Annotated in this window: 8 protein-coding genes; 6 read left to right on the top strand and 2 right to left on the bottom strand. The window is 31.9% G+C overall.

The features are described from left to right. Position 1: 1 nt before the first annotated feature. Positions 2 to 2,734 carry an outer membrane beta-barrel protein gene (locus tag ACVCXO_RS08300; RefSeq protein ID WP_055445672.1) on the bottom strand — a complete coding sequence of 911 codons (2,733 nt, stop codon included), beginning with the start codon at positions 2,732 to 2,734 and terminating at the stop codon, positions 2 to 4. Between the two features lie 119 nt (positions 2,735 to 2,853). Then, a complete protein-coding gene (locus ACVCXO_RS08295; RefSeq protein WP_055445673.1) occupies positions 2,854 to 3,147 on the bottom strand; it encodes a CREC-EF hand family protein in 294 nt (97 codons plus the stop codon). A 226-nt stretch (positions 3,148 to 3,373) separates the two neighbouring features. Here ACVCXO_RS08295 and ACVCXO_RS08290 point away from each other — a divergent pair, with 226 nt between their 5' ends. From ACVCXO_RS08290 to ACVCXO_RS08265, 6 genes are all read left to right on the top strand, one after another. Next, positions 3,374 to 4,750, top strand: a complete 1,377-nt coding sequence (locus ACVCXO_RS08290; protein WP_239004367.1) for a sulfatase — start codon at positions 3,374 to 3,376, stop codon at positions 4,748 to 4,750. Between the two features lie 11 nt (positions 4,751 to 4,761). Then, entirely contained in the window at positions 4,762 to 6,384 is a 1,623-nt protein-coding gene (locus tag ACVCXO_RS08285) for a T9SS type A sorting domain-containing protein (RefSeq protein WP_203458117.1), read from the top strand. A gap of 45 nt (positions 6,385 to 6,429) precedes the next feature. Beyond that, positions 6,430 to 7,959, top strand: coding sequence for a sulfatase family protein (locus ACVCXO_RS08280; protein ID WP_452229125.1), 1,530 nt, complete (start codon positions 6,430 to 6,432; stop codon positions 7,957 to 7,959). A 10-nt stretch (positions 7,960 to 7,969) separates the two neighbouring features. Then, entirely contained in the window at positions 7,970 to 10,321 is a 2,352-nt protein-coding gene (locus tag ACVCXO_RS08275) for a glycoside hydrolase family 2 protein (protein WP_203458119.1), read from the top strand. 132 nt (positions 10,322 to 10,453) lie between these two features. Further along, the gene (locus tag ACVCXO_RS08270; protein ID WP_203458120.1) at positions 10,454 to 12,340 is read left to right on the top strand and encodes a right-handed parallel beta-helix repeat-containing protein; all 1,887 of its coding nucleotides are present in this window, start codon (positions 10,454 to 10,456) and stop codon (positions 12,338 to 12,340) included. A gap of 39 nt (positions 12,341 to 12,379) precedes the next feature. Next, positions 12,380 to 15,466, top strand: coding sequence for a SusC/RagA family TonB-linked outer membrane protein (locus ACVCXO_RS08265; protein ID WP_452229124.1), 3,087 nt, complete (start codon positions 12,380 to 12,382; stop codon positions 15,464 to 15,466). The last annotated feature ends 6 nt before the right edge of the window (positions 15,467 to 15,472 follow it).

Genomic DNA, 15,472 nt, shown 5'->3' with positions numbered 1-15,472 from the left:
GTTAAGATTTTTTTACAGAGCCATTCAACTTGTAAGTATAGCTTAAAACAATATAGCGACCTAAACTTTGAGACGTAGTTTCTTCAAAGTAGTTTGTTGTACTGTTTCTGTATATATCCACATCTTTATTTAGTAAATCTATAAGTACTAATTTTACAATACTATTTCTTTGTTCTGAAAAGGAATAAGATATTGCTGCATTCCAAAGTGATAATTTTTGATTTGAAGAAAAGGCATCATCAGAAAACAGAATATAATCAAACTGTGAGTTAACATTCAACTGATTTGTGAAGTTGTAATCTATAGAAGTAAAATACTGTTGTTTGGAGTATTCTCTATTCAAATCTTGTTCTATAGAAAAAGAGGTGTTGTTAATACTATATTCGGTACCAACTTTAATATCTATTTTGTTTTTACGGGTATTTTCAATAAGTGTACTAAATCTATAATCTTGCGAGGTAACTTCATTAAGAGTTTGATTAATTAAAGAATTTGTCGTGCTATAACTCGTGTTGTTTTTAAGGGAGTAGCGCAACCCTAAAGTTTTAATTTTTTTACTAAATCTTATGTTGGCATTTAGCAATCTTCTATTACCTTCATTTTTGTAACCTCTTGTTCTTATAAAGTTATCATCTATAGATATGCTTTGTATAATAGCGTTTGTAGCATATTGATATTGAAATTTGGACCAAAAGCTAACACCAGATTTGTAATTATTTAGCACAGCAAGTAGTGCCAAATTATGCAGTTTTTCGGGTTTTAAATCTGGATTTCCAACTCTAATAAAATTAGGGTTTAAATCATTAATTACCGTAGAATTTTGCGAAGAATTAGGTGCTTTAACAGATTTACTATAATTTATCCTGTATTTATACCCTCTTTTTGGCTTGTATTGCGCAAATACAATAGGATTAAAATAATATTTGTTTTTTCGTATTGAGTTTTCCGTAACCACACCATAAGAGCGATTAAGATCTTGCATACCTAAAGCAGAATAAAAATTGAATTTTTTATTGTTATAACTATAGCCAAGCCTTGTTTGAGCACTTAACTCTTTAGTAGCATATTTAAAAGCAAGTGTATCTTCTGTACTAGTTGTGGTTTGAGTATGTCTTGTTTGATTAACGTCTTCTTTCTCAACTTTATTTGTAAAATACGTGTCTAATTTTAAGTAATGATTTTTGGCTATCGGTTCTGTATATTTAAAATTGAAATCTATAATAGAGGTATTAAAGGCTTCATTTCTTAAAGCAGAAATATTTCGTGTCGATTCATTAGTATTGCCAATGTTTCTAATGTTAAATGTATTCTGATTATTGTTCTTTGTTAAATCAGTTAATCTTGTATTTAAACCAACCTTAAAGCTTCGTCCTACTTTTGCTAAGCGTTGGTAATAGTCAATTTTTAAATTACCGTATGTTCTTTTAAAATCGTTATTAAATTTTTGATTATTTGTTGTTGCTAATGCTCCTAAATCGTTAATATAGGTTTCGTCTCTATTGGTGTCTGTAAATGTTTTGTCTGAAGTAATTCGACCTTTTATAGTTAGACTTTTTGTTTTAGACGCTTTATTAATGTAATTAAAATTAAGATTATGTTTGTTTATAGTTTTTACATTTTGATTAAGTGAGTTATAATCAAAATTATTATTATTATTATTGGAGAAAGAAATACGTTTAGAATTTGAAACACCATCATTGTCTGAAAAATTGAAGAAATAATCAGCATTAAAAGATTCTTTATCTTTAAATTCATGACCAATATGTATACCTGTAACTGCAGTAGTTAAGAAGCCATTTAAACTTTTACTTCGTTTAGCATTATTTTCATCCTCTCCAGAGTCGTCATCAATACCATCGGCATTTTCAAGAAAACTTTGAATATTAGAACCTGTAACGTTAATATTATTGAATTTGCCAATTATAGAAAATTGTGTTTTTGAAGAAAACTGATTGTAATTTAAATTACCAAAGTAGCGACTATCCAACCCTAGTCCTCCAGATAGCTTCCCGAAGCCACGATTCTTTTTAGATTTTTTTAAAGTGAAATTAATAACCACTTCCTTATTACCATCATCTACCCCAGTGAGTTCGGCTTCATCACTTTTCTTGTCAATAACTTCTACTTTAGAAATGGCATCTGCTGATAAATTTTTTAATACAATGGAAGGATCACCACCAAAAAACTCTTTTCCATCCACAAAAATTCTAGCTATAGGTTCTCCTTGCGCAAGTACTTTTCCGTCTGCATCTAACTCAATTCCGGGTAGTTTTTTTAATAATCCTTCAATATTATCACCGGGATTGACTTTAAAGGAATTAGCATTATAAGCTATAGTGTCGTTTTTAATTTGAATAGGAGCAGAAACAGTAATAACCACTTCGTCTAAATCATTATTATCTTCTTCTAGTGTAATAGTATTAAAATCTATAAGCTCATTATTATAAACGAAACTTTTAAAATAAGGCTTATAACTAATATAGTTTAGTTGAAGTAATAAGGAATCCTTAGGAAGGTCGTAAAGGCTAAAATCGCCATTAACATCTGTTGTTATAGAATTAACATAAGTAGAATCACTTTGTTGTAAAACAGCTACTGATACGTATTCTAATGGTTCTTGACCATAACCAAGAATTTTACCTTTTATAGCAATATTATCTTGAGCAAATGTAAATGTTATGCTTATTATAAAAGTAATAAGAGACAATAATATTTTAGATTTGGTTTGCTGCATTGGTTGGTTGAGTATACATGTAATTTACTTTGGACTAAGTCAAAGTAAAATGGTTTAAGCTAAACTGAAAAAGTCAAAACACAAACGGTTTTGACTTTTAGCAGACTAATTGTTTGAGGCTATTTTTTCTTCTTTCCTTTTTTCTTTCCTTTTGTAGCAAATTCAACTAAAGACAAAGCTCCATCTTCGTTAGCATCTTTTCTTTTCAAAATTTTTGCTGCATCAAATGCTTCACCTTTTTTATTTTCCTTTCCTTGATAAAAAGCAGTTAATTCTTCTAAACTAATAGACTTATCACTATTTGCGTCAGCCTTATTAAATTGCTTTTCTACTTTAGTGTCAATATCCTGTGCATAAGTTTGAGAAAAAGTAAATAATGCTGCTACTGCCAATGTTATTTTTAAGTATTTCATTTTTTTTAAGTGTATTAAAATTATAGTATAAATATATCTAAGATTGTACCAGAATATGTTTTTGTAGGTAAATAAAATGTACGCTTAGATAAATAAGAGCCATTTTTTAAGCCCATCAACAGTGGATTTATAAAATTTACTGCTAAAGACATTTTCTAAACCAATAACAACAATTTTTTAGTAGTTTCATTCGATATTTACATTAAACATTAATTGTTATAGCCACATGACCATCCAAAATGTATTTATAAAAAGTAGTATTGTGCTATTTACTATGATTTTGTTTTCTTGTAAAAGTCAGGAAGATAAACTAGTTGTAAGTCTTGATAAACCAAATATCATTTTGTTATTTATAGACGATTACGGTTGGTCGGATATTGGTTATCGTAATGATGTATTTCAAACACCAAATCTAGATCAGTTTAAAAAGGAGAGTTTAGATTTTAATCGTGCATATATACCAACACCAACTTGTAGTCCAAGCAGATTGTCTATTTTAACAGGAAAGGAAGCCATTAGGTTAGGTATGCCAAGACATATTGCAATTGATCCAGGAAATCCAGGTGCAGAATATAATTTATGGCCTAAAGATCCTGTGCAACGTCCATCTCGAAATTACTTACCATTAGAAGAGATTACGTATGCCGAACGTTTAAAAGAGCTTGGTTACTACAACATGTTTGTTGGTAAGTGGCACTTAGGCCATCAAGGTCGCTATCCGACAGACCAAGGTTTTGATGCAGATTTTGGCACAACGGATGCTGGGCATCCAAAAAGTTATTACTATCCGTTTTTTAAAGCTAAAGACGATCCAAAAGGATTTTTAAAATCTGGACTTAAAGAAGGTGACTACCTTACAGATATTTTGACGGATGGTGCAGTCAACTTTATAAAAGATTATGATAAAGACGAACCATTTATGTTGTCGTTTTGGTATTATTCTGTGCATGGACCATCTGTAGGTAGAAAAGATTTACTGAAAAAATATCAAGATGCAGGATTAAAAGGTAAATACGCACATCATGCTGCTATGGTAGAAGCGATGGATGAATCTGTTGGTCGTGTTAGAGAAGCAATAGAAGCTAAAGGAATAGCCGATAATACAGTAATTATAATAATGTCAGATCAAGGAGGTGCTTATACAAATGCGCCATTAAGTGGAGGTAAAAAAGGAGGGAACGCTTTAGGAGAAGGAGGCGCAAGAGTACCATTGTTAATAAACTATCCAGGTATAACAAAAGCAAACACAGAAACAAATATTCCTGTACAATCTATAGACTTATATCCAACGTTAATGGAAATAGCTTCAGGAGAAAAATATGATAATAAAGACATTCAAGGCGTGAGTCTAATGCCTATTTTAAAAGGTGAAACTATTAAAGACCGAAGTCTATACTTCTTCCGAAGTTATGAAGACCAATATGCAGCAGTTATTAATGGGAATTGGAAATTAATAAAATACCATAGCGGAAAGTTTCAACTTTTTAATGTTGCTGAAGATATTAGCGAACAAAACAATTTAATTGGAACAGGATTAAAAATTGAAGAAGAATTAAAAACGAATATTGCTGCATGGGAAGCTGAAGCAGTGCCGGAATACTAAATAATAACGAGATGAGATCATTTTTAAAAATCACTATAGGTCTATTGTTGGTTACAAATGTTTATTCGCAAACCTTACCTTTAGATAACACATTTTTTAATCCAACTATAGGAGCTGAAACACAAACTATTTCTGCATCTGGAGGAACGGGAGACGATTCGCAAACACTTCAAAACGCTATTAATACTGTAAATACTGCAGGTGGTGGAAAAGTAATTGTTAACGCAGGGATTTATAGAATTTTGGAAGTTAATTTACGGTCTAATGTGCATCTTGAAGTTAATTCGGGTGTTACGTTTTTACCATTTAATCCTTCAGCTTCGGCAAATAATGCTTTGTTTAATGCAGATTTAAATACCGGAATAAATAATTTTAGTCTTATTGGTATTGGAGGTAATTTTACTATAGATTTTACAGCATTAGCAGCTACCATCAGGATAAGAGCTATTTCTTTCAAATATTGTAGCAATTTTAAAGTCTCTAACTTTAATATAATAGATAATTATACTGAGTTTTCTTCATTAGCTTTTGGTAGTAATTACACGACCACATCTACAGCATCAGGCACAAGAATTAATAATATTAGAGGCATTCCTAATGGTGGGATTATCGAAAACATATCTATGACCAATGGACATTATGGCTTTGGATTAGTACAAACACAAGGTGGTAAAAATTTGTTGTTTAGAAATTTGTCAACGGTTGGTGGTGCTACACTCAGACTAGAAACAGGCTTCAACTTATTACAATACACAGAGCTTTATAATTTTAATGATATAAAATTAGATAATATTTGGGCTAGAAATATCGCATGTACCAATGGACAAAGTGCTTTGCAATTGTCTCCACACACCTTAAGTCAAGGATATTTTAATGCTGAAAATATTACTGCAACTAGCTGCGAAATGGCTGTGGTTTGGGCTGCTGGATTTGCTACAAATACACAAGAGACAGATGGTTTAATACCAGGTTCTTTTGATGAGACTTCTAAAATTAGAAATGTAACCGCAACTTTTGGACAAAATGCTCAAATGAGAGATTCTAGATTGCGTTATATTCCTTGTCAGTTAAGAGTGGAAAGATCTGGAAGTATTGGTGTAGCATCAGCCTTAAACACAGATGGAGAAAGCAGAACGGCGCCTTCTCCAGGTGCAGTACTTAGTGAAGAAGATAGATCAGGATACTACCCTTTAGATTTTCCAGATACAGAGGTCACTGCTATTGGTTATAATATTGCAGCACATTATTTGCCTCTAAATGCTATTTTTAAGAGTAGTATTGATGATTATGAGGTTTGTAATGAGTCTGTAAATGGAGTAAACTTTTTTATACCTAATGGCTATCAAAATACACCTAATCCTAGAAATCCATTAGAAAATGGAACACTATCAGTTACTAATCTTGCATTAGAAAGTATCGTTATTTATCCAAATCCAACAACTAATATTTTAAACATTATACTACTAAATAATATGGAAGGTGGAACTGTTCAGTTTTATAGTATTCATGGAAAACAGGTAGGTAATTACCAATTGCAAACACAAAATAAAATAGACGTTTCGCATTTAAGTAATGGAGTCTATATTTTAAAATTTGGTAAAACTGGTATGGTGAAGAAAGTTGTAATTAATTAATGCTTCAACCATAAAATTTAATTTTTGAACATAAGTTTTTAGTCTATGAAAATATATATAAAATACATCCTTTTTATTATAGTATTAAGTTTATTACTTACAGCGTGTGGAAAATCAAAATCCCAAACAGAAGACCCTATAGTAGAAAAAAAACAACCCAACATTATCTGGCTTATGGCAGAAGATATGAGCACAGATCTGGCATGCTACGGATTACCAAATGTAAAAACGCCTTACTTAGACAAGATGGCTGCGGAAGGTGTTAGGTTTGATAATGCATTTGTAACTAATCCTATTTGTTCGCCAAGTCGATCGGCAATGATAATTGGTACACACCAAGTTAAAACAAATACGCACCATCATCGTAGTAATAGAGATGTTCCTTTGGATTCTCAATTTACTCCGGTAACCCAAAAACTAAGAGAAGCGGGTTATACTACTATCTTAGGTAACCATGCAGTTATGAGTCAAGGACGAAAAATTGATGTCAATTTTAAACATAAAGCTATTGGTCAGTGGGACGGAAAAACGCAATTTGGTCTGTTTGATAAATACGATAATTTTGAGAAAGCTGATGAGCCATTTTTTGCTCAAATTCAGTTAAAAGTAACACATAGAGGAGATTGGTGGGATGATATTCGTAATAAATCAAAACATCCAGTAAATCCTGACACGGTTGAGATGCCACCATATATGGCAGATCATCCTGCTGTAAGATTAGATTGGGCTAAATACTTAGATCAAATCGAATATATGGATAATGAAGTCGGCATGATTTTTAAAGAACTTGAAGATAAAGGAATGGCAGAGAATACCATTGTTATTTTTATAGGCGATAATGGACGATGTAATATTCGTGGTAAAGGTTACTTACACGATCCAGGATTACGTATTCCTTTAATAGTCTATTATCCAAAACAATTTAATGGTGGTGAGGTTAGAAAAGATGTTGTGAGTGCTACGGATATAACAGCAAGTATTTTAGAATTTGCTAATATTGAAATTCCAGAATACATGACAGGTCAACCGATGTTTAATGAAAAATTTAATAGAGAATATGTCTATGGAGCACGAGATTTATGGGATGAAATTCCAGAAAAATCTCGAGGAATAACTTCTGGTAAGTGGAAATACATAAGAAATGATAAACCAGAAATTCCTTTTGATGCACATCAAGCGTATCTTGAGTTTTATAGACCTGCTGTTCATGTTATGCGTAAATTAAATAAAGAAGGAAAACTAACAAAAGCACAGGCTTTCTTCTTTCAAGATTCTAAACCAAAAGAAGAATTATATAATTTAATAACTGATCCTTTTGAATTAGTAAACTTAGCTAATAACCCTGGTAATAAAGATTTGTTAGTCGATTTAAGAATGAAAACCTTAGAATTTGACATCAAAATGAAACCTGTTAGTACTATTTATAATCCAAAAAATATGGACCAAACTATTGGTTTGGTTAAATGGATAAAAACAGAGCATCCAGAAATTCAGAAGCAAATGGAAGCAGGTAAAGAAGTAGGTTTTAAAAAATGGGGAGCTGCTTATAAAAACTATTTAAAGATTCAAAAATAAAAAAGCGGAGATGAAATATTTAAAAATAGTACTATTATTGGTAGTTGTTGTTATAACTTTTCAATTTTGTAAAGAAGTTAATGTTGTAGAAGAAGCAGCCATTAATGAAGATTGGAAATTTAGTAAAGTAGAGGAATCTAAAGATTTAGATAGTAAAATTCATACTGTAGATTTTAATGATTCAGCTTGGGAAACGGTTAGTTTACCACATACAGCTAATATAGAGCCTTTAACGGTAAACGACCAGTGGCAGGGTATATGTTGGTATCGTAAAACACTTTCAATTCCTGAAAGTAATATCGATAAAAAAATATTCTTAGAGCTGGAGGCTGCTATGAATTATTCTAAAATGTACATAAATGGTATTGAAGTAAATGAGCATCAAGGTGGTTATTTACCGGTTATTGTAGATATTTCAAAATACGTAAAAATTGGAGAAAAAAATGTAATTGCTATCCGTTTAGATAATACGGATAACCTTGTAACAGGACCAAAACCATTAAAACGTTTAGATTTTAATATGTATGGAGGTTTGTATAGAAAAGCTAATCTGTTTACAAAGGATAAAATCTATATTTCAAACCCTATTCTAGCAAATAAAGTTGCGGGAGGAGGCATTTTTATTACGTACCCAAAAGTATCAAAAAAGGAATCTGTAGTTAATATTAAAACACATTTAATTAATGAATATAAAGATTCAAAATCAATAGAATTGGTTCAAACCATTTTAAGAAATGGTAAAGTAGTTGAAGAGACTACATCTTCAGACTTAAATATTGAAGCAGAAAAAGATTTAGAATTATCAAAACAAATTACCATTGTTAATGCAGAGTTATGGTCGCCAAAACATCCTAATTTGTATAGTTTGGAAACTAAAGTAATGCATAACGGTAAAGTTATCGATCAACAAACTACACGATTTGGTATAAGAGAATTTACGTTTGATAACGAGCATAAACTTCACATTAATGGAGGGAAAACATTTTTAAGAGGTGTAAATCGTCACCAAGAATATCCATTTATAGGTTATGCTTTATCAGATAATGCACAGTATAGAGATGCAAAAAAAATAAAAGATGGTGGTTTTGATTATGTACGTTTATCACATTACCCACAATCGCCAGCATTTATGGATGCTTGTGATGAGTTAGGTTTGGTGGTTATGGATGCTATAATGGGATGGCAATTTTATAACGATACCGACGATTTTAGAAATTATTGTTATAAATCTGCAAGAAATTTAGTGCGTAGAGATAGAAATCATCCTTCTGTAATTGGTTGGGAAGTCTCATTAAACGAAACTAAAGAAATGCCTGTGTATTTTATGGAAGGTTTACATAACATTGCACATGAAGAATATCCTGGTAAAAACGTATATTCTTGTGGTTGGAAAGACGATGTTTATGATATTTATTTAGAAGCACGTCAACACAGAATCCTGAGACCACATCCTTATAAAGACATGCCAGTTACAGTGTCAGAGTACGGAGATTGGGAATACCACTCTAAAAATGCAGGTTTAAATCAAGATGAATTAGCAAACGATATGCGTGTGGAAATGAGTAGTCGTCAAGCTCGTGGTTTTGGTGAAGAACGAATGAATCGTCAAGCTTATAATGTACAAGAAGCTCACAATGATAATTTAAGTATAAACAGGCATTATTCAGATAGTTATTGGGTAATGTACGATTACAACCGTGGTTATCATGATGATATTGAACGTTCTGGGCTAATGGATTTATTTAGGTTACCAAAATTTGCATACTATTTTTATCAAAGTCAGCGTGATATTTCAGAAAATGGGGCCATGTTAGAATTGGCTACATATTGGAACGAGAAATCTTCAAATCAAATAAAAGTATATTCAAATGCAGAAGAAGTAGAATTGTATGTTAATGATAATTTGATTGCGACGCAAAAACCAGATACAGATATAAATTCAACAAACTTACAGCATCCACCATTTACATTTAATTTAAAACAATTTGTACCTGGCACTTTAAAAGCGATTGGTTTAGTTGATGGCAAAAAAGTAGTTGAGGATATTGTAAAAACTCCGAAAAAAGCTACAAAACTAAAAGTATGGTTAGACCAAAGTGGAAAAGCGCCAACTGCGGGTCAAAGCGATACTATGTTTCTATATGTTGCTGCTATTGATAATAACGATACGGTTAATCCAGAGTTTTCTGAAACGATTACTTTAAATATTGAAGGGAAAGCTAAAGTGATGAATTTAGGAAGTCTTAAAGCTGAAGCAGGTATTGCAACAGCAGTTTTAAAATTAGGAAATAAAAAGCAAAATATTAGTGTATCTGCAAGTTCAGGAGACTTAAAAGGACATTTAGAGTTTAGTATAGAATAGCCCGATAAAACCCTGGTATAGGATTTTTGAATGTTAATTTACTGTTAAGGACATATGATTTACCCATATAGACAAGGACTTTATATAATTAACTGAAATTTAACTATTGTTACAAACCAACTTTAAATATCCATGTCAAAAAATAGTATCATATTACTTTTTATAGCGGTTTCATTCCTAAATTTAGGATGTTTTAGTAAAGCAGTTCCGGTAGCTGAAGTTGTTGCATTTGGTTTAGGTATTAAAGAAGATGCAACACCAGCTTTGGTATCTAGAATTCTTCAGTATAAAAACAATCCTATTTCAGAAATTACATTCGAAAAAGGAACATATCACTTTTATCCAGATAAAGGTTTCGAGAAGTTTAGTTATATCTCTAACCATGGTGATTTGATGGTAAATACGCCTTTTCCATTATTAAATATAGAAAACTTGACAATAGATGGTCAAGGTTCAACTTTTATTTTTCATGGCGTTATGATTCCATTTTTAATTGAAGGAAGTAAAAATATAAGTATAAAAAATGTATCTATAGATTGGTTTCAGTCTTTTCATAGTGAAGGTTTAATTGTTGCAAATGATGCAGTAAATAAAACGTTTGATATGCAAATAGATGCTAAGTACCCTTATTATATAAAAAATGGTGAATTAGTATTTGTCAAAGAATACTACCAACATACTATTGGGCAATCTATTTTATACGATCCAGAAAGAAAGGCAATTGCTTTTAATACCGAAGCTTATACAAGTATTACCACAAAAAAGAAATCGGATGTAAAGCGAAATCTGGATAAGGTTAACTATAAGTATGAATACGATAGACGCGATGTTGGTTATAAAGATATAGGTATCGAAAATCGGGTAACTGCCGAAGAATTAAAACCGGGTTTAATAAGAATCCACGGTCATACTAAAAAAATGCCACCAATTGGTTTTATCTTATCTATGAAAGGAGAACAAGGTTTAAATAGAGTCTCTCCAGCATTTAGAGTAACGCAAACAGATGGTTTTAATGCTTTAAATGTAAACGTACACCATGCTGGAGGTATGGGGATTATAGCAGAAAACTCTTCAGATTTAATTCTTGATAATTTTAATGTTACACCTTCTCAAGGTCGTATGGTTTCAACAACTGCAGATGCTACTCACTTTGTTGGTTGCAGAGGTCAGGTAATCTTAAAAAATTGCACATTCGAAAATCAATTAGACGATGCTTCAAATATTCATGGCACGTATCAAAAAATTGTAGATGTTTTAGACGATTATAGAATAGGAGTAAGAATGGGGCATCATCAACAAAAGGCCTTTGTTATTGGTGAGCCAAACGATAATTTAGGATTTGTAAGGCTGAGTAAGTCCTTTTTCGCTTATAAAAAATCTACAATAAAAAGTATAGAATATATTAATAATAGATATCAAATTATTACGCTAAACGAAAAATTACCTGAAGATGTACAACCAGGAGATTTAGTAGAAAACTTAGATGGTTATCCAGATTTGCTAGTTCAGAATTGTAAAATTCAGAATAATAGAGCTAGAGGTTTATTAATTTCTAATCCTGTAAATACGGTTATTGAAAATAATTTTTTTAGTACTGAAATGGAAGCCCTTTTAATACCTGTAGAAAGTGGTCATTGGTACGAATCTGGTAACGGAGCCAATGTTGTAATAAGAGGAAATATATTTCAAGATTGCCAACATGGCGGAAAAGATAGAGGTGTTATTCGTTTTGATACAGATGATGATAATAAGAATATTGCTTTTAAGAATATTGAAATTGCAAACAATACTTTTAATCAATTTGATAATTTGATTTTGGAAGTTACAAATGCAGATGGATTGGTGTTTAAAGATAATACAATAAACAATTCTGGTACATTTTCTCAACTTCACCCTAAAAACCCAGCGATACGCATAGTAGCTTCAAAAAATATTAAACTAGAAAATAACACCTATAAAGGAAAAGCTACTGTTGTATTAAAAACAGATGAATCATTGCCAAATTTAATATTTAAATAAAAACTAATAAACTAAATAAAAACAACTAATAATAATCGTATGAAACACAAACTAACAATTAAAAAAGAGAGTTCCGCAATGCGCTTGGTTCTTTTAGTTTTACTAATTTTTTGTGTATCCAATAGTGGATTCGCTCAAAATGTTACAGAAGTAAAAGGAACAGTAACTAGTGCTGAAGACGGATTCCCAATACCTGGAGTATCTGTTATAATCAAAGGTACCTCTACTGGTGCTGCTACTGATTTTGATGGAAATTACTCCATTAAAGCTAAAACGGGCGATATCCTAGAATTTAGTTATATTGGATTAAAGTCTAAAACTATAAAAGTAACTAGTAGTACTTTAGATGTGTCTATGGAGGAAAGCGCAGAAAGCTTAGAAGAAGTTGTAGTAGTAGGATATGGAACGGTAAAAAAGAAAGAAGTAACAGGTGCTGTAAATAGAGTGAAAGCCGATGATATAGAAAAGTTTGTAGCTTCAGATATTGCATCTAGATTACAAGGGCAAATAGCCGGTGTGAGTGTTTCTGCAAGTTCTGGAGAACCCGGAGAAGCATCAAATATTCAAATACGTGGGATTACTTCTTTAAGTGGAAGTAATACACCATTGTTTGTTGTTAATGGAATTCCACAAATTGGAGATCCAGGATTGGCAGCTAACGAAATAGAGACAATAGATGTACTTAAAGATGCTGCATCTACTGCAGTATATGGTTCTAGAGGTGCAGCTGGTGTAATATTAATAACAACAAAGTCTGGTAGAGATGGCGTAATGAGTGTAGATTTCGACTATAATTATGGTCAACAATTTCTTGGCGCTGGTACACCATTAATGAATACAACAGATCAACTGTTTTATGAAATTAATACTGCCAACTATTTTGGAGGTATAGATCCAGCTACAGTTAATAACCCAGAGTGGTTAGGTAACGATAATAATTTTGAAGATTATGTTTTAGTCGATGCTGCCGAAGTAAAAACGTATAATTTAAATTTATCTGGAGGAACAGAGAAATTCTCTTATAATGCTTCGGGAAGTTTGTATGATCAAGATGGTTCATTAGTCAATTCAAATTTTAAACGCTATAATGGACGTATTTCAGCACAGTACAATACCGATAAATGGAAAATTAATGGAAGTATAGCTACTACCAACGAAAATAGAAGAAGAGCAAGTGAAGGATTGATAGTAACTGCTAGTAGATACAGGCCCTATTTTCCTGAAATTGATCCAGATTCTGATGTTGCAGTTGTAAATAGCTCTGGAGGAACTAGAACACCAGCAATAGCGTTAGGACAAGCGCTTAAAAGAAAAGATGATAGCAATAGAGATAGAACGAATGTTAGTTTAGGAATTAGACGTAAACTAGTGGAGAATTTAGATTTTATAACCAATGTTGGTTCCTCAATTACAAATGATAGTAGAAGTGTTTTTCGTCCAAAATTCGATTTATTTAATATTGACGATGGTACAACCGAATCTGATCCTACTTTAAATGGAGTAACAGAAACGGCAACAAGAACCACAAAGTTTAGTTGGGATGCTGGTCTAGATTTTAAGAAAGAATTTGGGAAGCACAGTGTTTCGGCTCAAGCCGTAGTTACATTAGAAGAAGATAATAATAAGACGTTTTTCGCCTCTATAAATGGTGTGTCAAATAACGCAATTACCGTTTTAAATGGCGGTACTTTGAATGAGAATGTAGGAAGTGGGTTTGATTATACAACTAAAAGAGTTGGTACTTTAGGAAGGATACAATACAATTACGATGGTAAATATATTATATCTGCATTAGCGAGACGTGATGGTTCATCAAGATTTGGTAGAGACTTTAGATGGGGAACATTCCCATCTGTAGCTGCTGCATGGAATGTGTCTAGCGAACCATTTTGGGAACCTTTAAAGAAAGTGGTTAATAAATTTAAACTACGATTAAGTCACGGTCAAGTAGGTAACGATAGTTTTAGTGATTATGAATTTGCAAGTACTATTGCACCATTTGCAGATTATATTTTTAGTGAAAATGATAGTTCTGTAGATTTTGGATCAGCAATACGTTCTTATGCTAATAGAGATGTTAAATGGGAAACTTCAATATCAAATAATATAGGAGTTGATATTTCATTCTTTAGAAATAAGGTGACCTTAACTGCAGATTACTATATAACTAAAAAAGAAGACATGTTATTTCCAGTAACACTACCAGGTTCTTCAGGAGCCATTTATGATCCAAGTCTAACATTAAATGTTGGTAATATGACTAACAAAGGTTTAGAGTTAGCAGCTAATTATAGAGCATCTATAGGAAAAAGTAAGTTTAGAATAGGTGCAACTTTTACTACTAACGATAATGAAATAACTAAAGTAGCTGGTGATGGTATAATTTATAATAGTAATTCATCATTAATTAGTGGTGATAGCGATTTATATGCAACAACTGTTATTGCGGAAGGTTATGAAGCAGGTGCATTTTTCTTACATGAAACATCTGGGACAATTAAAAATATAGCAGAAAGAGATCTCTATAGACAATTTCCTTCAAGAGCCAATGCAGAAGTTGGAGATTTAAGATATGTAGATTCTAATGGTGATGGAAATATTACTAGTGAAGATAGAACATACCATGGTAGTGGATTAGCCGATTTTGAATATGGAATTAATTTTAATTGGGATATCGGTCGTTTCGATTTTTCAATGAATTGGTTTGGTACATCAGGAGCCGAGATTTTAAATGGTAATAAAGCCGCAATGTACGGTTGGCAACGTCATCAAGACCTAGTAAATCAATGGACACCAGACAATCCTATGTCTAATATTCCTTCGTTTCAAGGTCGAGGTAGAGAACATCCAAACTATGCAGGAACAACAGATTACTGGTTAGAAGATGGAGATTATTTAAGATTGAAACAAGTCACTTTAGGTTTCTCTCTTCCTGAAGAAGCATGCGATAAAATAGGATTGAATAAATTAAAAGTCTATTTAAGCGCACAAAACCCAATCACTATTACTGGTTACGATGGTTATGATCCAGAAGTAGGAGGTAACAACGTCGCAAGAAGAGGTATCGACCAATCAAGATATCCAATTTCGTCAACCTATAGTTTAGGTGTCAAACTTTCTTTTTAATCAAAA

It is taken from the genome of Lacinutrix sp. MEBiC02404, assembly GCF_053601575.1.
This window is presented reverse-complemented; position numbering and strand designations above follow the sequence as displayed.

Coding starts and splice junctions, on each gene's coding strand:
- ACVCXO_RS08290 (WP_239004367.1), top strand. CDS start 3,374: ATGACCATCCAAAATGTATTTATAAAAAGTAGTATTGTGCTATTTACT.
- ACVCXO_RS08275 (WP_203458119.1), top strand. CDS start 7,970: ATGAAATATTTAAAAATAGTACTATTATTGGTAGTTGTTGTTATAACT.
- ACVCXO_RS08295 (WP_055445673.1), bottom strand. CDS start 3,147: ATGAAATACTTAAAAATAACATTGGCAGTAGCAGCATTATTTACTTTT.
- ACVCXO_RS08280 (WP_452229125.1), top strand. CDS start 6,430: ATGAAAATATATATAAAATACATCCTTTTTATTATAGTATTAAGTTTA.
- ACVCXO_RS08300 (WP_055445672.1), bottom strand. CDS start 2,734: ATGCAGCAAACCAAATCTAAAATATTATTGTCTCTTATTACTTTTATA.
- ACVCXO_RS08285 (WP_203458117.1), top strand. CDS start 4,762: ATGAGATCATTTTTAAAAATCACTATAGGTCTATTGTTGGTTACAAAT.
- ACVCXO_RS08270 (WP_203458120.1), top strand. CDS start 10,454: ATGTCAAAAAATAGTATCATATTACTTTTTATAGCGGTTTCATTCCTA.
- ACVCXO_RS08265 (WP_452229124.1), top strand. CDS start 12,380: ATGAAACACAAACTAACAATTAAAAAAGAGAGTTCCGCAATGCGCTTG.